The following is a 19,273-nucleotide window of genomic DNA, read 5'->3' as shown; positions in this document are numbered from 1 at the left end:
CCCGCGTCCGGGAGCGGCGCTCCTCCCCCGCAGGCGCGCTCTCCTGCGCGGATGCAGTACGTTCGGGTCATGTCCCAGCCCGCCAAGGCCCCTCGCCCGAAGACCTCCGCCGACGCCCCCGAGAGCGCCGCCGGTACCCGCGCCGCCGCCCAGCGGCTCAAAATGCGCCGTGAGCTGGCGACGGCGGCCATGGAGCTGTTCGCGACCAAGGGGTACGAGACGACGACCGTGGACGAGATCGCGGCTGCCGCCGGAGTCGCCCGACGGACGTTCTTCCGCCACTTCCGCTCCAAGGAAGAGGCGATCTTCCCGGACCACGACGACACTCTCGTCCGCGCGGAGGCGGTGCTGCACGCGGCCCCCGCCCATGAGCATCCGCTCGACACCGTGTGCCGGGGCATCAAGGAGGTCATGCGGATGTACGCGGCCTCCCCGGCGATCTCCGTGGAGCGCTACCGGCTGACCCGGGAGGTGCCCACGCTGCGGGAGCGGGAGATCGCCTCGGTGGCCCGTTACGAGCGGCTGTTCACCCGCTATCTGCTGGGCCATTTCGACGAGCGCGACCATCACGTGGGCAATGACGATCCGCTGCTGGCGGAGGTGGCCGCGTCCGCCGTCGTCACCGCGCACAACCATGTGCTGCGCCGATGGCTGCGGGCGGGCGGTCAGGGCGATGTGGAGGCGCAGCTCGACCACGCGTTCGCAATCGTCCGGGAGACCTTCGGCACGGGCATCGGCGCGGGCCGCTCGCTCGCCGTGGAGCCGTCCCCGGAGGCCCGGGAAGCCCGGGAGACCACAGCCCCGGCCGCCGCCCCGGTCTCGGTGAAGAGCGGGGACGAGGTGCTGGTGGCCGTGGCCCGGACGGACGCGCCGCTGGACGATGTGATGCGCACCATCGAGCGGGCGCTGAAGGAGCACCGCGCCTGACGCGCCCGCGCGGGTGAGCCGCCGGAACCGGGGGCCGTCCGCACCTCATCCCTCCGGCGGGCCCCGCGAGCCTCGTGCACCCCGCACATCCGGCACACCCCACGTACCCCGCGTACCCCAGCGGGCCCCGCACATCCGGCACACCCCACGTACCCCGCGTACCCGACACACCCCACGTACCCCGTGCACCCGCCCGCGCCCCCCGGCGACCGCTCGCCGCGCCGCTCCCGGGCACCCGGGGCCTGTCTGATGTGGCCCATACCCCACCCCCTCAATCCCCCGATGATTCATCCCCCTTGACGCCTCAGTAGTCTCTTCCTACGCTCCACACCAGTTCAATCATCGGATCAATGTGCACGTCCTTAGACGGAGTTGATCAGTGATGCCGGTAAGCAGGCGTGGGTTCCTGGGACGGATGGCCATCGGAGCGGCAGCGGGTACCACCGGCTCGATGGCGACCGGAGCCCCGGCCGGAGCCTCCCCGGCGGGCGAACAGCGACCCGGTGTACGGGGCATGAGCACCGATCACGAGTGGGAGCGTTTCCTCGCGGATCAGGACCTCATCTGGAAGCGGCTTCCGCGCACCTGGTACGAGGGCCCCTTCCTCGGCAACGGGCTGCTCGGCTCGATCCTCTACGCCGAGCCCGGCGACGACGCGCTGCGCTTCACCGTCCACCACAGCCAGGTCCAGGACCACCGGCCGGAGTTCGGCAACGAGTGGGGCGTGGCCCGGCTGCCCGTCGGCAATCTCGTCCTCACCCCGGTCGGTGCCGTCACCGGCGTCGATCTGCGGCTGGATCTCTGGAACGCCGAGATCGTCGGCACCGTGACCACCGACCGGGGCACGCTCCGGCTCCGCGCCTTCGTCCACAACGACCGCACCCTGCTGAGTGCGACGGTCCGGGCGAGCCGGGGCGAGGAGGACTTCCGCTGGGAGTTCCGGCCCTCCCCGGCGGTCAGCCCCCGGATCGTCCGGGAGAACCCGCCGAAGGGCTTCGCCCCCAATCCGCCGCCGGTCGCCCGGCAGGAGGAGGACGGCACCGGAGTCGTCACCCAGGAGCTGTACGCGGGCGGCCAGACCGCCTCCGCCCACCGGGAGCGCCGCCGGGGCCGCGAGCGCACCATCCTGCTGGCCGTGTCCCACTCGTACCCCGCGAGGGACGCCGAGGAGCAGGCGCTCGCCGCCGTACGCGACGCCGCCGCGCGCCCGCTCACGGCGCTGCGGCGCACCCACCGGGAGTGGTGGCACTCCTTCTACCGCAAGAGCTTCATCTCGGTGCCCGACCAGCTGATCCAGAGCTTCTACTGGATCCAGCTCTACAAACTCGCGTGCGCCGCCCGCGCCCACGCCCCGGTGATGGCGACGACCGGTCCCTGGCTGGAGCCGACCCCCTGGCCGAGCGTGTGGTGGAATCTCAACGCGCAGCTGGAGTACTGGCCGGTGTACGGCTCCAACCATCTGGAGCTGGACGCGATCCCCCGTACCCTCCGGGAGAACACCGACATCCTCATCGGCGCGCTCAAACCCCCCTATCGGCATGACTCCGCGGGCCTGCGGCGCTCCACCGACGCCCAGTGCGACGACGCGGGAACGGTGGGCGTGCCGGGGGTGGGCGACCCGGAGGTGGGCGATCTGCCCTGGGCGCTGCACAACGTCTGGCTGAGCTACCGGCACAGCCTGGACCTCACCATCCTGGAAGAGGTGCTCTATCCGCTGCTGCGCCGCTCCACCAACTACTATCTGCACTTCCTGTTCCCGGGCTCGGACGGGAAGCTGCATCTGCCCAGGACCTTCTCGCCGGAGTACGGCAGCGCGCCCGACTGCACCTACGATCTGGCGCTGCTCCGCTGGAGCTGTGAGACGCTCCTGGAGACGGTACGGCTGCTGAAGCGGAGCGATCCGCTGGAGTCGGCCTGGCGGGAGGTCCTGGCGAAGCTCACCGGCTACGCGGTGGACGAGAAGGGCTTCATGGTCGGCGCGGGGGTGCCGTTCGCCAAGTCCCACCGCCACTACTCGCATCTGCTCGCGGTCTATCCGCTCCACCTCGTCAACTGGGACCAGGTGGAGAACCGCGATCTGATCGCCCGTTCGCTCCAGCACTGGATCGGCTTCGAGGGCGCGCTGCGGGGCTACAGCTTCACCGGCGCGGCCTCCATCTCCGCGCAGATGGGCCGGGGCGATGACGCGCTGAGGCAGCTGCGCGAGCTGGTGGACCGGTTCATCCAGCCGAACACGATGTACTACGAGGCCGGGCCGGTGATCGAGACTCCGCTCTCGGGTGCGATGACGGTGCACGACATGCTCTGCCAGAGCTGGGGCGGCGTGATCCGGATCTTTCCGGGGGTGCCCGGGGAGTGGCGGGACGCGGTGCTCCACGACTTCCGCACCGAGGGCGCGTTCCTGGTCAGCGCGGTACGCCGGGACGGCGCCACCCGCTGGGTGCGGGTGCTCAGCGCCGGCGGGCCGCCGGGACGGAGCCCGGGCGACGGGGAGCCCTGCCGGGTCCGGCACTCGATCGAGGGCCGGGTGCGGGTCTCGGGCATCGGCGGTCCGGCTCCGAAGTGGCGCGATCTCGGCGACGGCTCGGTGGAGCTGGAGCTCGCGCCGGGTGATGAGGCCGTGATCCACCGGGTGGGGCCGCGCCCCGATCTCACCGTCCGGCCGGTGCCGGTCACCAGGCCCGCCGAGCCGTGGGGGCTGCCGCCGCTCGCGCCGGTCGGCGGGGTGGTCCCGGTCGATCTGACCGGCGACTTCGACAACGACGGCATCACCACCGAGATGTTCTTCGCGGACGGCGACTTCGACGGGACCGGCCGCACCCTGCCGATGGCGCAGCTGCCGCAGACGGGCCGTACGACGGACGACGGCATCGTCTTCTCGTTCGCCAATGGCGGGGAGGGCACGAAGAACAATGTGATCGCGGCGGGCCGGCGGATCGCGGTCCCGGCCGGTTCCTATGCCCGGCTCCATGTGCTGGGCGCGGGCGATCTGGGCCATGTGACGGTGCCCGTCCTGCTCTCGTACGAGGACGGTTCGACGGCCACCGTGCCGGTCCGGCTCACGGCCTGGCTGTCGGGTCCGGCGTACGGGGAGACGGAGGCCGTGCGGACCAGTCAGATCCACACCCGGGGCGGCCCGCTGGGCGTCAAGGCGGCGCTCTTCCATCAGCGGGCGGCGCTGGATCCGGCCAGACGGCTGGTGGCCGTCACGCTGAACGCCCCGGCGTCGGGCTCCGCGCGGGCCCATGTCTTCGCGCTCTCGCTGGAGAGCCCCGCAGGCTGAGGCCGCGCGCATGAGCGGCGGTGGCCGCCGACCCGGTCCGGGGTCGGCGACCGCCGCCGCTCATGCGTGTCCGGGCGACACCATATGAGAGAAAATTTGGCACCCAGTGTCTTGTCAGCTGACACGCAGTGCCATAGCTTGAAGTCGTCCGGGCGGCCGGCGTGCAGAGACCTTTCGTACGCCGGCTGTCCCCGCGAACCATCGTGTCCGCGCGCCCGGACGCCTGCGTCACAGGCTCTCCACCCCGCGCCCACCGGCGCTGCCCGCAGTACCGCCCTCGCCGAACCGACGGCACACCTCCACAGCAGCACGCACTGGCCCTCATCTCACGCGGGGTTCCCTCCGGGACCCCCGACGCGCTTCGCCGGAGGCACCACCGTGAAGGAAATCCTGGACGCGATCCAGTCGCCGGACGCCACGCCCGCCGACTTCGCCGCGCTGACCGTCCCCGAGTCCTACCGCGCCGTCACGGTGCACAAGGACGAGACGGAGATGTTCGCGGGGCTCACCACCCGGGAGAAGGACCCCCGTAAGTCCCTGCACATCGAGGACGTCGCGGTGCCGGAACTCGGCCCCGGCGAGGCGCTGGTGGCCGTGATGGCCAGCTCGGTGAATTACAACTCCGTCTGGACCTCGATCTTCGAGCCGCGCTCCACCTTCGGCTTCCTGGAGCGGTACGGAAGGCTCTCCGAGCTCACCCGGCGGCACGATCTGCCGTACCACGTCATCGGGTCGGACCTCGCGGGCGTGGTGCTGCGCACCGGCCCCGGGGTCAACGCCTGGCGGCCCGGGGACGAGGTGGTCGCCCACTGTCTCTCGGTGGAGCTGGAGTCCTCCGACGGGCACAACGACACCATGCTCGACCCCGAGCAGCGCATCTGGGGCTTCGAGACCAACTTCGGCGGGCTCGCGGAGCTCGCGCTGGTGAAGTCCAACCAGCTGATGCCCAAGCCGGGCCATCTGAGCTGGGAGGAGGCGGCGGCCCCGGGCCTGGTGAACTCCACCGCGTACCGCCAGCTCGTCTCGCGCAACGGCGCGGGGATGAAACAGGGCGACAATGTGCTGATCTGGGGCGCCAGCGGCGGACTCGGCTCCTACGCCACCCAGTTCGCGCTGGCCGGCGGGGCCCATCCGATCTGCGTCGTCTCCAGCGAGCAGAAGGCGGACATCTGCCGGGCGATGGGCGCGGAGGCCGTCATCGACCGCACCGCCGAGGACTACCGGTTCTGGAAGGACGAGCGGACCCAGGACCCGCGCGAGTGGAAGCGGTTCGGCAGCCGGATCCGCGAGCTGACCGGCGGAGAGGACGTGGACATCGTCTTCGAGCACCCCGGCCGGGAGACCTTCGGCGCGAGTGTCTACGTCACCCGCAAGGGCGGCACCATCGTCACCTGCGCCTCCACCTCGGGCTACACCCATGAGTACGACAACCGCTATCTCTGGATGTCGCTCAAGCGGATCGTCGGCTCCCACTTCGCCAACTACCGCGAGGCGTGGGAGGCCAACCGGCTCGTCGCCAAGGGGAGGATCCACCCCACCCTCTCCAAGGTCTACTCCCTGGAGGAGACCGGCCAGGCCGCCTACGACGTGCACCGCAATCTCCATCAGGGCAAGGTCGGCGTGCTCGCCCTCGCCCCGGGCGAGGGGCTCGGCGTCCGCGATCCCGCCCTGCGCGCCCGGCACCTCGACGCCATCAACCGCTTCCGCAGCCTCTGAGGTCCCCCTGATGACTGAGCGCCACAAGGACCGGCCATGGCTCATGCGGACCTACGCCGGTCACTCGACCGCCGAGGCGTCCAACGAGCTCTACCGCCGCAATCTCGCCAAGGGCCAGACCGGACTGTCGGTCGCCTTCGATCTGCCGACCCAGACGGGGTACGACCCCGATCACCTCCTCGCCCGGGGCGAAGTGGGCCGGGTGGGCGTCCCGGTGGCGCACCTCGGCGATATGCGGCGGCTGTTCCAGGACATCCCGCTGGAGCGGATGAACACCTCGATGACCATCAACGCCACCGCGATGTGGCTGCTGGCGCTCTATCAGGTCGTCGCGGAGGAGCAGGGGGCGGACCTCGCCGCGCTCCAGGGGACCACCCAGAACGACATCGTCAAGGAGTATCTGTCGCGCGGGACCCATGTCTTCCCGCCGGGCCCCTCGCTCCGGCTGACCACCGACATGATCGCCTACACGGTGAACCGCATCCCCGCCTGGAACCCCATCAACATCTGTAGCTACCACCTCCAGGAGGCCGGGGCCACCCCGGTCCAGGAGATCTCGTACGCGATGTCCACCGCCGTCGCCGTCCTGGACGCGGTGTTCGCGTCCGGCCAGATACCCGAGGAGCGCCGGGGCGAGGTGGTCGGCCGTATCTCCTTCTTCGTGAACGCGGGCGTCCGGTTCATCGAGGAGATGTGCAAGATGCGGGCCTTCGCCCGTATCTGGGACCGGATCGCCCGGGAGCGGTACGGCGTCGAGAACCCCCGGCAGCGCCGCTTCCGCTATGGCGTCCAGGTCAATTCGCTGGGGCTGACCGAGGCCCAGCCGGAGAACAACGTCCAGCGGATCGTGCTGGAGATGCTGGCCGTCACCCTCTCCAAGGACGCCCGCGCCCGCGCCGTACAACTGCCGGCCTGGAACGAGGCGCTGGGGCTGCCCCGGCCCTGGGACCAGCAGTGGTCGCTGCGGATCCAGCAGGTGCTGGCCCATGAGTCGGATCTGCTGGAGTACGAGGACATCTTCGCCGGCTCCCATGTGATCGAGGCCAAGGTGGCCGCGCTGGTCACGGAGTGCCTCGCCGAGATCGGCCGGATCGAGGAGATGGGCGGCGCGATGGCCGCCGTCGAGTCCGGCTATCTCAAATCGAGGCTGGTCTCGTCGCACGCCGAGCGGCGGGCCAGGATCGAGACCGGCGAGGAGAAGATCGTCGGGGTCAATGTCTTCCAGTCGACCGAGGAGAACCCGCTCACCGCGGATCTCGACACCGCCGTCATGACCGTCGACCCGGCGAACGAGGCACGGGTCGTGGCCGCCCTGCGGGAGTGGCGGGACGGCCGTGACGAGTTCCGCGTCGCCGACGCGCTCACCGCACTGAAGAAGACGGCGGCCGGAACCGGGAATCTGATGACCGCCACCCTGGAGTGCGCCCGCGCGGGCGTCACCACCGGGGAGTGGTCCTGGGCGCTGCGCGATGTGTTCGGCGAGTTCCGCGCGCCGACGGGGGTCTCCGGGGCGCCGGTCGCGGTCGCCGCCGAAGCGGGCACCCCGCTGGCGCTGGTCCGCGAGAAGGCGGCGCGGACCGCCGGGGAGCTGGGCTCGGGGCGGCTGCGGCTGCTGGTCGGCAAGCCCGGTCTGGACGGGCACTCCAACGGCGCGGAGCAGATCGCCGTACGGGCGCGGGACGCCGGGTTCGAAGTGGTCTACCAGGGCATACGGCTGACGCCCGAGGAGATCGTGGCCGCCGCGCTCGCGGAGGACGTGCACTGTGTGGGCCTGTCGATCCTCTCCGGCTCGCACGCCGCGCTGGTGCCGGATGTGCTGGAGCGGCTGCGCGCGGCCGGCTCCCCGGCGGACCCTCCGATTCCGGTGATCGTCGGCGGGATCATCCCGCAGGCCGACGCCGCCGCGCTGAAGGCGGCGGGGGTGGCCGCCGTCTTCACCCCCAAGGACTTCGGAATCACCGAGATCATCGGTCGTATCGTCGACGAGATCCGTACAGCGAACAAGCTCGACCCTCTGGAGGTCTCCCCATGACCGGCCCGTCTGTGAACCGTCTGCGCCCGCGCCGCTCCTGTCTGGCGGTTCCCGGCTCCAATCCGCGTTTTCTGGAGAAGGCGCAGGGGCTCCCGGCCGACCAGGTCTTCCTGGATCTGGAGGACGCCTGCGCGCCGCTCGCCAAGCCGGACGCCCGGCACACCATCGTGAAGTTCCTCAACGAGGGCGACTGGAGCGGCAAGACCCGGGTGGTGCGGGTCAACGACTGGACCACCGAGTGGACCTATCGCGATGTGGTCACCGTGGTGGAGGGCGCCGGCCAGAATCTGGACTGTGTGATGCTGCCCAAGGTCCAGGACGCGCAGCAGATCGTGGCGCTGGATCTGCTGCTGACGCAGATCGAGCGGACGATGGGCTTCGAGGTCGGCCGGATCGGCATCGAGGCGCAGATCGAGAACGCGGCCGGGCTGGTGAACGTGGACGCGATCGCCGCCGCCTCGCCCCGCCTGGAGACCATCGTCTTCGGCCCGGCCGACTTCATGGCGTCGATCAATATGAAGTCGCTGGTCGTGGGCGAGCAGCCGCCCGGGTATCCGGCGGACGCCTACCACTACATCCTGATGCGGATTCTGATGGCCGCCCGGATGCACGATCTCCAGGCGATCGACGGCCCCTATCTCCAGATCAGGAACGTCGACGGCTTCCGGGAGGTCGCCGGGCGCTCCGCCGCGCTGGGGTACGACGGGAAGTGGGTGCTGCACCCCGGCCAGGTGGACGCGGCCAATGAGGTGTTCTCGCCCGCACAGGAGGACTTCGACCACGCCGAGCTGATCCTCGACGCCTACGACTACTGCACCTCGGAGGCGGGCGGCCGGAAGGGCTCGGCGATGCTCGGCGACGAGATGATCGACGAGGCCAGCCGGAAGATGGCGCTGGTCGTCTCCGGCAAGGGCCGCGCGGCCGGTATGACCCGTACATCCATCTTCGTACCCCCGGAGGCGTGAACCAGTATGCAGTTCGGCCGCACCTATGAAGAGTTCGCCGTCGGGGACGTGTACAAGCACTGGCCCGGGAAGACGGTCACCGAGTACGACGACCACCTCTTCTGTCTGCTGACGATGAACCACCATCCGCTCCATCTGGACGCCCACTACGCCGAGCAGTCCACCGATTTCGGGCGGAATGTCGTGGTGGGGAACTATGTCTACTCCCTGCTGCTCGGCATGTCCGTGCCCGACGTCTCCGGCAAGGCGATCGCCAATCTGGAGGTCGAGTCGCTGCGGCATGTGGCCCCGACGTTCCACGGGGACACGATCTACGGCGAGACGACCGTGCTCGGCAAGACCCCGTCGAAGTCCAGGCCGGACCGCGGGATCGTCCAGGTGGAGACCCGGGGCCATAAGCAGGACGGCACGCTGGTCTGCGTCTTCCGGCGCAAGGTCATGGTCCCCACCGAGGCGTATGTCAAGGAGCGCGGGGGCGAGCAGCCCGGCCGCCCAGAACCGGTCGCACCCCCGGTGCGGAGCACCCCCGCCGCGCGGCCCGCCGAGAAGACGGAGGAGCGGTGATGGCGCGACTCGCCCGGACCCATGGGCTGACCGAGGTCCAGCAGGAGATCCTGGCGACCGTCCGGGACTTCGTCGACAAGGAGATCCTCCCGGTCGCCACCGAGCTGGAGCACCGGGACGAGTACCCGACGCGGATCGTGGAGGGGCTCAAGGAGCTCGGGCTCTTCGGTCTGATGATCCCGGAGGAGTACGGGGGGCTCGGCGAGTCGCTGCTCACCTACGCGCTCTGCGTGGAGGAGATCTCCCGGGGGTGGATGTCCGTCTCGGGCATCGTCAATACGCATTTCATCGTCGCGTACATGCTGAAGCAGCACGGCACCCGGGAGCAGCGGGAGACCTTTCTGCCGAGGATGGCGCGGGGAGAGGTGCGTGGCGCGTTCTCGATGTCGGAGCCCGGACTCGGCTCGGATGTGTCGGCGATCACGTCCAAGGCGGTGCGGGACGGGGACGACTACATCCTCGACGGCCAGAAGATGTGGCTCACCAACGGCGGGACCTCCACCCTGGTCGCCGTTCTGGTGCGCAGTGACGAAGGACACCCGGAGGGGACCGCGCCGCACAAGTCGATGACGGCCTTCCTGGTCGAGAAGGAGCCCGGTTTCGGCGAGGTCCGGCCCGGTCTCACTATCCCGGGAAAGATCGACAAGATGGGATACAAGGGGGTGGACACCACTGAGCTCATCATGGACGGACTACGCATTCCGGCCAATCGGGTACTCGGCGGGGCCACCGGCCGAGGGTTTTACCAAATGATGGACGGAGTCGAGGTCGGCCGGGTCAATGTGGCGGCGCGTGGCTGCGGGGTCGCCCAGCGTGCCTTCGAGCTCGGCGTCTCCTATGCCCAGCAGCGACACACTTTCGGCCAGGCGATCGCGTACCACCAGGCCATTCAGTTCAAGCTGGCGGAAATGGCCACCAAGGTGGAGGCCGCCCATGCGATGATGGTGAATGCGGCACGCAAAAAGGACTCCGGGGAACGAAACGACCTGGAGGCGGGGATGGCGAAGTATCTCGCCTCCGAGTACTGCAAGGAGGTCGTCGAGGATGCATTCCGTATCCACGGCGGCTATGGATTCTCCAAGGAGTACGAGATCGAGCGGCTCTACCGGGAGGCGCCCATGCTCCTGATCGGTGAAGGTACGGCCGAGATCCAGAAAATGATCATCGGACGCCGACTCCTGGAGGAGTACCGCCTCCCGGGATGATTGTCACATTTGATGTAGTTTGACCGCGAAGAAGATCACACCCAGTCATCCTCTTCCGGCCGCCGACTCGGCTGCTGGCTTTCCCAGTTGCGGCCCTCACCGGATAGCATCGATGGAAAGCCGCCGTCCCCGTCAACCAGTGCGGCATCGTCCGCTACGAAGGTCATTCATGCCCCACAGCCAAACCTCTGCACCTCGCGGCCGGGTCCGCCTCGCGCGCGGAGCATCGCCGTGGCTTCTGCCGACCGTCGCCACCGCCGCACTCAGCCTGGTCCAGGCACGCCGGTCCCGGCGCGCGGCGGCCATCGCCGTGCCCGCCACCGCGCTCGCGGCGGGCATGCTGTGGTTCTTCCGCGACCCCGAGCGCGAGATCGCCCAGGGCCGGGTCATCTCGCCCGCCGACGGTGTGGTGCAGAGCATCATGCCGTGGAAGGACGGACGCACCCGCGTCGCGATCTTCATGAGCCCGCTGAACGTACATGTCAACCGCGCCCCGCTGGCGGGCACGGTCACCTCCGTCGAGCATGTGCCCGGCGGCTTCGTACCGGCGTTCAACAAGGAGAGCGAGAACAACGAGCGCGTTGTCTGGCACTTCGACACCGAGCTCGGTGACATCGAGATGGTGCAGATCGCCGGTGCCGTCGCCCGTCGCATCGTGCCGTATGTGCCCCAGGGCACCAAGGTCGAGCAGGGCGATCGCATCGGTCTGATCCGCTTCGGCTCGCGCGTCGACATCTACCTGCCGGAAGGTGTCGAGGTCGCGGTCGAGGTCGGTCAGACCACGACCGCGGGGGTGACTCGCATTGACCGTGATTGATCCTGATACACAGGCCGGCTGGGTCGCCGAGGCAGAGGCGGACGCCGAGGACGACGCGGAGGAGATGCCTCTCTCACTCCGGCTCTCGATAGCGGACACCCTCACTCTCGGTAACGCGACCTGCGGATTCATGGCGGTGTACTTCACCACCACCGGAATCCTCATCCCGCACCTCACGAGCAGCCAGGAATCCGGCATGGCGCGGCACAGCGCCGCGACCGCCGTGATCCTGATGCTGCTCGCCGCGATCTTCGACCTGTGCGACGGGCTGGTGGCGCGCAAGCTCCGCAGCTCCCCGATGGGCGCGGAGCTGGACAACCTCTCCGACCTGATCAGCTTCGGACTCGCGCCGGCCTACTTCGTCCTGGTCTACGGCATGGTCGCCGACGACGCCCACCAGAAGGTGTCGGCGGTGGCCGCCATCGTGGTGCTGCTGGCGGTGGTGCTACGGCTTGCGCGGTTCTCGTGCGTGACCATGAAGGACGGCATGTTCCAGGGCATGCCGAGCCCGTTCGGCGCGCTCACGATCGTCTCGATCGTGCTGCTGGAGCTGCCCTTCATCCCGACCCTGCTGGCGATCATCGGCACGGCATGGCTGATGGTGAGCCGGGTCGAGTACCCCAAGCCCCGCGGCGTCCTCGCGGTGGCGATGCTCGGCTGGATCGTCTCCGCGATGGGGCTGCTGGCGGCCTGGGCGTTCGACGCGCCCGGCGGCCATCTGCTGCTCCAGACCGGCTGCGCGCTCCAGGTGGTGCTGGGCGCGGTGATCCCGCTCTTCGCCACGGCTCGCCGGGTGAACACCTTCCGTGACAATCGCCGGGAGGCGCGGGCGGCCCAGCTGCCCTGACGCCCCTCCCGCAGCGGGGACTGACGTGGGCCCGGACGCCATCGGCGTCCGGGCCCACGTCGTCCCCGGCGGCCCCTGCTCCCCACCGCTGCTCCCCGCCGCGCCGAAGCCGGTGCCGACGCGCCGCCCGGGTGACGGACATGCCGCCCTCCGCCGGGGTACACCCCATCCATGGGTCTACAACATGCGGAGCTGTCCGACCGGATCCTCGGCGGCTGGCTGGGCAGAATCGCGGGCAATATGCTCGGCAAACCCGTGGAACGCGGCGAGTACTGGACACGCGAGCGCATCGACCGCTATCTGCGCCGTACGGACGCGCTCCCCCTCACCGACTATCTCCCCCCTCCCCCGCCCGACGCACCGCCCGGCGAGTTCGAGCTGCGCCCGGAGTGGCCGAGTTGCGTACGCGGCCGGATCAACGGCAGCTGCCGTGACGACGACGTCGACTACGCGATCCTCGGGCTGCATCTGCTGGAATCCCACGGCTTCTCCTTCACCACCGAGCAGGTGGGCGAGATGTGGCTGCGGCGGCTGCCGTATCTCCAGACGTTCACCGCGGAACGGGTCGCGTACCGCAATCTCGCGAACGGGCTGAAACCGCCGCAGGTCGCGTCGCACGACAATCCGTACCAGGAATGGATCGGCGCGCTGATCCGCGCGGATGTCTTCGGCTGGACCTCGCCGGGCGATCCGTCCCGCGCCGCCGCGCTCGCCCGCCGCGACGCGGTCCTCTCCCACCAGGGGAACGGCGTCTGGGCCGCGATGTGGGCCGCCGCGCTGATCTCCGCCGCGTTCACCGCGAGCGGACCGCGCGACGCGATCGGCACAGCGCTCGAACAGATCCCCGCGAGCAGCAGACTGGCCCGCACCGTCCGCCACACGACGGCGCTGTACGAGGCGGGGGCCGACTGGTCCGACACCCTGGACGAGCTGGCGTCCCGCACCGGGGAGCTCCACTGGATCCACTCCGTGCCCAACGCCGGCGTCATCACCGCCGGGCTGCTCTACGGCGAGGGCGAGTTCACCAGCACCCTCGCGCTCACCGTGCGGGGCGGGCTGGACACCGACTCCAACGGGGCGACCGCGGGATCGGTCGCGGGGGTGCTCCGCGGGGCCGCCGCGATCCCGGCCCAGTGGACCGAACCACTGCGGGACCGGGTGCGCAGCGCGGTGTTCGGCTTCGACAACGCGCGCATCGGTGAACTGGCCGAGCGTACGGTCCGGTTGGCCGTCACCGCCTAGGGTGCTGCTGTGACCATGGACTATGCGGCGTATATCGCCTCCCTGCCTCGTTGTCTGGCCGCTGCCGCCACCCTCTTCCGTGACACGGAGGGACGGATTCTGGTGGTGGAGCCCAACTACCGGGAGGGCTGGGCGCTGCCCGGCGGGACGGTGGAGGCGGACCGGGGCGAGACTCCGCGCCAGGCCGCCCGCCGGGAGACCCGGGAGGAGATCGGGCTGGACCTGGCGCCGGGCGCGCTGCTCGCGATCGACTGGGGCAGGGGTCCGGCACGTCCGCCGATCGCGGCCTATCTGTACGACGGCGGGGTGCTGGCCGAGGAGGCGCTGAACGGGATCCGGATCCAGGAGGAGGAGCTGCTCTCCTGGCGTCTGGTCTCCCGTGCGGAGATCCCGGCGCATCTGCTGGGGGCGCTGAGGGGACGGGTCCTGGCGGCGCTGGACGCGCTGGACGCGGGGAGCGGGCCGGTGGAGCTGGTGGACGGGCTGCCGGTGGGGTGAGCGGGCCCCTGGGTCGGGGCGGGCAGCCGGCCTCTGGGGCCGATCGGCATGGCGCTGCCCCGGCTCCTGGAGGGTCTGGCGTGGCCAGGGGGGCGGTGTCCCCCTGGTCACGGTCGGCGGACGGGTCCCGGAGGGATCAGAAGAGGGCGTCGTCCCGGGTAGCCGATTCGAAGGCCAGCAGGCGCTTCTTACGGGGCAGCCCTCCCCCGTACCCCACCAGGCTCCCCGTGGAGCCGATCACCCGGTGGCACGGCACGATGATCGACACCGGGTTCTTCCCGTTCGCCAGTCCCACCGCCCGTGACGCGCTCGGCTTGCCCAGCTCCTCGGCGAGCTCCCCATAGGTCCGGGTCTCTCCGTAGGGGATCGCCAGCAGCCGCTCCCATACGCTGCGCTGGAACTCCGTCCCCTCCAGCCGCATCGGTACGTCGAACTCGGTGAGCTCGCGGGCGAAGTACGCCTCCAGCTGGCGGATCGTCTCGCCGAAGGGCGTGGCGTCCGGCTCGCCGAAGGTCGTCTCGTCCGGGCGGTGGCGCTGGTCGGTCATATACAGGCCGCTCAGCACCCCGTCGGTCGCGACGAGCGTCAGCGCTCCATAGGGGCTGTCGACGACCGTGTACTGCCTGGTCATGGCTTCGACTTCCTTATTCCGGGAGGTAGTTGATCGGATGGGTCTCGGTGGCCCAAAGATATTGGACCGCGTACGCCCGCCAGGGCCGCCATGCCGCCGCGTGCGCGGTGAGGGCCGCCGGGGTGGCGGGCAGACCGAGTCCGGCGGCGGCCCGGCGCATGCCGAGGTCGGAGGGGAGGAAGGCGTCGGGGTCGCCGAGGGCGCGCATGGCGATCACCTCGACCGTCCAGGGTCCGAAGCCGGGCAGCGCGCGGAGCAGGGCGCGGGCCTCCTCCCAGTCGCTGTCGGCCCCCAGCCGCAGCGATCCATCGGCGAGCGCCGCCACCAGGGTGGTCAGCGTGGTCCGGCGGCTGCGGGGCAGCGCGAGGGTCCCGGGGTCCAGCGCCGCCAGGGCCGTGGGGGACGGGAAGAGATGGGTGAGCCCGCCCTCGGGGTCGTCGACGGGGTCGCCGTACGCGGTGACCAGCCGGGCCGCGTGGGTGCGGGCGGCGGCCGTGGAGACCTGCTGGCCGAGCACGGCCCGTACGGCGAACTCGGCCGCGTCCACGGTCCTCGGGACCCTGCGGCCGGGCGCCTGGTCCACCAGCGGCCGGAGCAGGGGGTCGTCGCGCAGCCGGTCGTCGATCGCCACGGGATCGGCGTCCAGGTCGAGCATCCAGCGGCAGCGGCTGATCGCGATGGTGAGATCACGCGGATCGGTGAGGGAGAGCCGGCAGGCGATATGCCGGGGCCAGGGGGCGAGGGCGACGATGCCGTGCCCGTAGGGGAGGCGGAGGGTGCGCCGGTAGGAGCCCTCGCGCCACTCCTCGACCCCGGGGACGCCGGTGGCGGCGAGATGGCCGAAGAGATTGCTGGGGTTGAGCGGCTCCCGGTACGGCAGCCTCAGCTCGATCGCGCCGGGGGCGGGCGGGGGTGTGGAGCCGCCGCGGGCGGCGCGGGCGCGCAGTTCGCCGGGGGCGAGCGCGAAGACCTCCCGTACGGTGTCGTTGAAGGCGCGTACGGAGGAGAATCCGGCGGCGAAGGCGATCTCCGCCATGGGCATGGCGGTGGTCTCGACGAGCAGACGCGCGGTCTGGGCGCGCTGGGCGCGGGCCAGGGCGAGCGGGCCCGCGCCCAGCTCGGCGCGGAGCTGGCGCTCGATCTGGCGGGTGGAGTAGCCGAGGCGGGCGGCCAGGCCCGGTACGCCCTCGCGGTCCACGATGCCGTCTCCGATCAGCCGCATGGCGCGGGCGACGGCGTCGGCGCGGGCGTTCCACTGCGGTGAGCCGGGGCTGGTGTCGGGGCGGCAGCGCTTGCAGGCGCGGAATCCGGCCTGCTGGCAGGCGGCGGCGCTCGGGTAGAAGGTCATGTTCTCGGGCTTGGGGGGTACCACGGGGCAGCTGGGACGGCAGTAGATGCCTGTGGTCAGTACGGCCGTGAAGAACCAGCCGTCGAATCGGGAGTCCTTCGACTGAACGGCTCGTACACAGCGCTCGGTGTCGGCGTGCATGACTCAAGCATGGGACATGGGAGTACGAGCCGCTGGCAGAAAAACGACATCGTCCTCGCCCTGCCAGGGGCTGCGCGCCTCTCATGTCTCAGCTCGCCTACTCAGCGCAGCTGGGCCGCGAACTCTCCGTACGCGTATGCGTCGAACAGCACGAACCAGACCGTGGTCACCGGCGGGAGCGCCGCTTCCCGGACCGTGCGGAGCGCGATCCGCGCGCCGTCGTCCATCGGCCAGCCGTAGATCCCGGTCGAGATCGCGGGAAACGCGACGGACTGAGCGCCGAGCTCCGCCGCCACCCGCAGTGACTCCCGGTAACAGGAGGCGAGCAGCGCGCTGCGGTCCTCCTCGCCCGACCAGACCGGGCCCACGGTGTGGATCACATGGGCCGCGTCGAGGCGTCCGGCGGTGGTGGCGACCGCCTGGCCGGTCGGCAGCCCCCGGCCGTAGCGCGAGGCGCGCAGGGCGCGGCACTCGGCGAGGATCCCGGGGCCGCCCCGGCGGTGGATCGCGCCGTCGACTCCGCCGCCGCCGAGCAGCGAGGAGTTGGCGGCGTTGACGATGGCGTCCACGGACATCGTGGTGATGTCGCCTTGGACGAGATGGATGTCCACACCGGTTCCGGTCACCGCGCATCGGCCTTTCGGAGCGCCCGCCAGACCGCTTTGGCCGCATTGTGACCGGACATGCCGTGCACTCCGGGGCCGGGCCAGGCGGCGGAGGAGCAGAGGAATACCGAGGGGTGCCGGGTCCGGTAGGGGAAGAGGGAGATCCCGGGCCGGAAGAGCAGTTGCAGCCCGGCCGCCGAGCCGCAGGCGATGTCGCCGCCGACATAGTTGGCGTTGCGGGCGGCGAGCTCGGCGGGTCCGGCGACGGCCCGGGCGAGGACCCGGTCGCGGAAGCCGGGCGCGAAGCGTTCGATCTGCCGCTCGACGGCGTCGGTGAGATCGCCGTCCCAGCCGTGCGGGACATGGCCGTAAGCCCAGAAGACATGTCTGCCCTCGGGGGCCCGGGACGGATCGACGAGACTCGGCTGGGCGGTGATCAGAAACGGGGTGTCGGGGGCGGTGCCGGTGGTCGCCTGCCGCAGCGCGGTGGCGATCTCGCCGCTGGACGGGCCGATCTGGACCGTGCCCGCGCGGCGGGCCTCGGCCGCCGTCCAGGGGACCGGCCCGTCCAGCGCGTAGTCGATTTTGAACGCGGCTGCCCCGTACCGGAAGTTCTCGTAGGCGCGGCCGAGGCCGGCGATCCGGGCGACGGCGGTGGGCGAGGTGTCGAAGACATAGGCGCGGGCCGGCGGGAGATCGTCCAGCCGCTTGACCTCGAAACCGGTGTGCACGGCGCCGCCGAGGTCCTTCAGATAGCGGGTGAGCGCGTCGGGGATCGCCTGGGAGCCGCCGCGCGGCAGCGGCCAGCCGTTCTCATGCGCGGCGAGCGCGAAGAGCATGCCGACGCCGCTGGTCGCGACGGAGCCGAGCGGGGCGATCACATGGGCGACGAGCCCGGCCATCAGGGCTCTGGCCCGGTCGTCGCCGAAGCGGCGCATCAGCCAGCTGTACGGCTGGAGCCCGACGGCGCCGAACCGGGCGAGGCCCAGCGGGTCGCGCGGCAGCGCGCTCAGCGGCAGGGACATGAAGTCCTTGGCCAGCACATCCCAGCGGCCGAGGTAGGGCGCCATCAGCCGGCGGTAGACGCCCGCGTCGCGCGGCCCGAAGGAGGCGGCCGTCTCGGCGACCGAGCGGGAGAGCACCGCGGCCGTGCCGTCGTCGAAGGGGTGCGCCATCGGCAGCTCCGGGTGGAGCCACTCCAGTCCGTACCGCCCGAGGGGCATGTTCCCGAAGGCCGGGGAGCCGATGCCGAGGGGGTGCACCGCGGAGCAGGGGTCATGGCGGAAGCCGGGAAGGGTCAGCTCCTCGGTCCGCGCGCCGCCCCCGACGGTCTCCTTCGCCTCGAAGACTTCGACATCGAAATCCCTGCGGGCCAGTTCGACCGCGGCCGTCAGCCCATTGGGGCCCGCCCCCACGACGACCACATCGAGCATCGACGACACTCCTGGACTCCTTCGATCAGCCGGCGGCCGGAAGTCCCAGGATATTCCCGGGCGCCGACAGCGCGGGCTCCGGTACCGTGCCAGCCGATGATCAACATGCCTTCCTTTCTCGAAACCATGACAGAACGACTGACGGAGGTGGCCGGCGTACGGGCGGTGTCGCTGGGCGGCAGCCGCGCCCGGGGCGCCCACCGGCCGGACTCGGACTGGGATCTCGGCGTCTACTACCGGGGCACGGTCGACACCGGCGCGCTGGCGTCGCTGGCGGCCGGGATCACCGGCGGGCCGGTGGAGGTGGCCGCTCCGGGCGACTGGGGACCCTGGGTCAACGGCGGGGCCTGGCTGCGGGTGGACGGCGTCGCGGTGGACTGGATCCTGCGGGATCTGGACCGGGTGGAGCGGGTCTGGGAGGAGTGCCGCCAAGGCCGTTACGAGGTGGGGGCGCAGGCCGGGCATCCGCTGGGATTCTGGTCGCCCGCGTATCCGGGCGAGGTGGCGCTCTGCCGGGTGCTGGCCGATCCGGGAGGGGAGCTGACGGCGCTGCGGGAGGAGACCCGGCGCTATCCGGAGGCGCTGCGCGAGGCGCTGACGGCCGCGTCGTGGGAAGCGGAGTTCTCGGTCGCGGCGGCGGCGAAATCGGCGGGGGCGGGGGACGCCCTGCATGTGTCGCTCTGTCTGGCGCGGGCGTTCGGCCTGCTGACCCAGGCCCTCTTCGCGCACCACGGGGAGTGGTGTCTGAACGAGAAGGGCGCGCTGGCGGGGGCGGCGGCCCTGCGTGACACTCCGGAGGGTTTCGCGGAGCGGGTGTCGCAGGCGCTGCGGACGCTGGACCGGGGCGCGGTGGAACAGGCGGACGAGGTGGTCCGCGAGGTCCGGGCACTGTGGGCGTGAGCGCACCGGACGCGCGCCCGCCCGTCGGGAAGCGCCGGGTGCGCCGCGCCTGGTGAGGAGCGCCGGGCGGGAAGCGCTGGCTGGGAAGCACCCGGTGAGTGCCGGGCGCTTCCCGACGG

At 70.9% G+C, this 19,273-nt stretch carries 16 protein-coding genes; 12 read left to right on the top strand and 4 right to left on the bottom strand.

What is annotated here, in order from left to right:
- The first annotated feature begins 69 nt into the window (after nucleotides 1–69).
- From FF041_RS06135 to FF041_RS06085, 11 genes are all read left to right on the top strand, one after another.
- Nucleotides 70–927, top strand: coding sequence for a TetR family transcriptional regulator (locus FF041_RS06135; protein WP_194291944.1), 858 nt, complete (start codon nucleotides 70–72; stop codon nucleotides 925–927).
- A 514-nt stretch (nucleotides 928–1,441) separates the two neighbouring features.
- Nucleotides 1,442–4,210, top strand: a complete 2,769-nt coding sequence (locus FF041_RS06130) for a glycosyl hydrolase family 95 catalytic domain-containing protein (protein ID WP_228388049.1) — start codon at nucleotides 1,442–1,444, stop codon at nucleotides 4,208–4,210.
- 378 nt (nucleotides 4,211–4,588) lie between these two features.
- Complete coding sequence (gene ccrA, locus FF041_RS06125; RefSeq protein WP_323391347.1) at nucleotides 4,589–5,926, top strand: crotonyl-CoA carboxylase/reductase; 1,338 nt, start codon at nucleotides 4,589–4,591, stop codon at nucleotides 5,924–5,926.
- Between the two features lie 10 nt (nucleotides 5,927–5,936).
- A complete protein-coding gene (locus FF041_RS06120) occupies nucleotides 5,937–7,958 on the top strand; it encodes a protein meaA (RefSeq protein WP_153521358.1) in 2,022 nt (673 codons plus the stop codon).
- Entirely contained in the window at nucleotides 7,955–8,923 is a 969-nt protein-coding gene (locus FF041_RS06115; protein ID WP_153482670.1) for an HpcH/HpaI aldolase/citrate lyase family protein, read from the top strand. The genes FF041_RS06120 and FF041_RS06115 overlap by 4 nt, the downstream gene beginning before the upstream one ends.
- 6 nt (nucleotides 8,924–8,929) lie before the next feature.
- Nucleotides 8,930–9,487, top strand: a complete 558-nt coding sequence (locus FF041_RS06110; protein ID WP_153521357.1) for a MaoC family dehydratase — start codon at nucleotides 8,930–8,932, stop codon at nucleotides 9,485–9,487.
- Nucleotides 9,487–10,692: an acyl-CoA dehydrogenase family protein gene (locus tag FF041_RS06105; RefSeq protein WP_153521356.1), complete on the top strand. Its 1,206-nt coding sequence runs from the start codon at nucleotides 9,487–9,489 to the stop codon at nucleotides 10,690–10,692. Before FF041_RS06110 ends, FF041_RS06105 begins: the two co-directional genes overlap by 1 nt.
- 169 nt (nucleotides 10,693–10,861) lie before the next feature.
- Nucleotides 10,862–11,509, top strand: a complete 648-nt coding sequence (locus FF041_RS06100; RefSeq protein WP_153482666.1) for a phosphatidylserine decarboxylase — start codon at nucleotides 10,862–10,864, stop codon at nucleotides 11,507–11,509.
- The gene (gene pssA / locus FF041_RS06095; RefSeq protein WP_153482665.1) at nucleotides 11,496–12,356 is read left to right on the top strand and encodes a CDP-diacylglycerol--serine O-phosphatidyltransferase; all 861 of its coding nucleotides are present in this window, start codon (nucleotides 11,496–11,498) and stop codon (nucleotides 12,354–12,356) included. Before FF041_RS06100 ends, pssA begins: the two co-directional genes overlap by 14 nt.
- Nucleotides 12,357–12,527: 171 nt before the next feature.
- Nucleotides 12,528–13,598: an ADP-ribosylglycohydrolase family protein gene (locus FF041_RS06090; RefSeq protein WP_153521355.1), complete on the top strand. Its 1,071-nt coding sequence runs from the start codon at nucleotides 12,528–12,530 to the stop codon at nucleotides 13,596–13,598.
- A gap of 15 nt (nucleotides 13,599–13,613) precedes the next feature.
- Complete coding sequence (locus tag FF041_RS06085; protein WP_153482718.1) at nucleotides 13,614–14,096, top strand: NUDIX domain-containing protein; 483 nt, start codon at nucleotides 13,614–13,616, stop codon at nucleotides 14,094–14,096.
- 136 nt (nucleotides 14,097–14,232) lie between these two features.
- Here FF041_RS06085 and FF041_RS06080 read toward each other — a convergent pair whose 3' ends face one another.
- The 4 genes from FF041_RS06080 to FF041_RS06065 all read right to left on the bottom strand — a co-directional run bounded on the left by FF041_RS06080 (nucleotide 14,233) and on the right by FF041_RS06065 (nucleotide 18,254).
- Nucleotides 14,233–14,727: a methylated-DNA--[protein]-cysteine S-methyltransferase gene (locus FF041_RS06080; RefSeq protein WP_153482662.1), complete on the bottom strand. Its 495-nt coding sequence runs from the start codon at nucleotides 14,725–14,727 to the stop codon at nucleotides 14,233–14,235.
- A gap of 13 nt (nucleotides 14,728–14,740) precedes the next feature.
- Nucleotides 14,741–16,216 (bottom strand): AlkA N-terminal domain-containing protein, encoded by a 1,476-nt coding sequence (locus tag FF041_RS06075; protein WP_153521354.1) that lies wholly within the window; start codon nucleotides 16,214–16,216, stop codon nucleotides 14,741–14,743.
- Between the two features lie 101 nt (nucleotides 16,217–16,317).
- Nucleotides 16,318–16,842, bottom strand: a complete 525-nt coding sequence (locus FF041_RS06070) for an O-acetyl-ADP-ribose deacetylase (RefSeq protein ID WP_407698116.1) — start codon at nucleotides 16,840–16,842, stop codon at nucleotides 16,318–16,320.
- A complete protein-coding gene (locus tag FF041_RS06065; protein ID WP_153521381.1) occupies nucleotides 16,839–18,254 on the bottom strand; it encodes a phytoene desaturase family protein in 1,416 nt (471 codons plus the stop codon). Before FF041_RS06065 ends, FF041_RS06070 begins: the two co-directional genes overlap by 4 nt.
- A 126-nt stretch (nucleotides 18,255–18,380) precedes the next feature.
- Here FF041_RS06065 and FF041_RS06060 point away from each other — a divergent pair, with 126 nt between their 5' ends.
- Nucleotides 18,381–19,154: a nucleotidyltransferase domain-containing protein gene (locus FF041_RS06060; protein WP_153521353.1), complete on the top strand. Its 774-nt coding sequence runs from the start codon at nucleotides 18,381–18,383 to the stop codon at nucleotides 19,152–19,154.
- Nucleotides 19,155–19,273: the final 119 nt, after the last annotated feature.

This window comes from Streptomyces jumonjinensis, from assembly GCF_009600885.1.
In the GTDB taxonomy this organism is placed as follows: Bacteria; Actinomycetota; Actinomycetes; order Streptomycetales; family Streptomycetaceae; genus Streptomyces; species Streptomyces jumonjinensis.
The sequence above is the reverse complement of the archived record's forward strand: the minus strand, read 5'-3'. Positions and strand labels throughout refer to the sequence as shown.

Coding starts and splice junctions, on each gene's coding strand:
- FF041_RS06115 (WP_153482670.1), top strand. CDS start 7,955: ATGACCGGCCCGTCTGTGAACCGTCTGCGCCCGCGCCGCTCCTGTCTG.
- FF041_RS06135 (WP_194291944.1), top strand. CDS start 70: ATGTCCCAGCCCGCCAAGGCCCCTCGCCCGAAGACCTCCGCCGACGCC.
- FF041_RS06100 (WP_153482666.1), top strand. CDS start 10,862: ATGCCCCACAGCCAAACCTCTGCACCTCGCGGCCGGGTCCGCCTCGCG.
- FF041_RS06110 (WP_153521357.1), top strand. CDS start 8,930: ATGCAGTTCGGCCGCACCTATGAAGAGTTCGCCGTCGGGGACGTGTAC.
- FF041_RS06075 (WP_153521354.1), bottom strand. CDS start 16,216: ATGCACGCCGACACCGAGCGCTGTGTACGAGCCGTTCAGTCGAAGGAC.
- FF041_RS06130 (WP_228388049.1), top strand. CDS start 1,442: ATGAGCACCGATCACGAGTGGGAGCGTTTCCTCGCGGATCAGGACCTC.
- FF041_RS06065 (WP_153521381.1), bottom strand. CDS start 18,254: ATGCTCGATGTGGTCGTCGTGGGGGCGGGCCCCAATGGGCTGACGGCC.
- FF041_RS06105 (WP_153521356.1), top strand. CDS start 9,487: ATGGCGCGACTCGCCCGGACCCATGGGCTGACCGAGGTCCAGCAGGAG.
- FF041_RS06120 (WP_153521358.1), top strand. CDS start 5,937: ATGACTGAGCGCCACAAGGACCGGCCATGGCTCATGCGGACCTACGCC.
- FF041_RS06060 (WP_153521353.1), top strand. CDS start 18,381: ATGACAGAACGACTGACGGAGGTGGCCGGCGTACGGGCGGTGTCGCTG.
- FF041_RS06080 (WP_153482662.1), bottom strand. CDS start 14,727: ATGACCAGGCAGTACACGGTCGTCGACAGCCCCTATGGAGCGCTGACG.
- FF041_RS06090 (WP_153521355.1), top strand. CDS start 12,528: ATGGGTCTACAACATGCGGAGCTGTCCGACCGGATCCTCGGCGGCTGG.
- FF041_RS06085 (WP_153482718.1), top strand. CDS start 13,614: ATGGACTATGCGGCGTATATCGCCTCCCTGCCTCGTTGTCTGGCCGCT.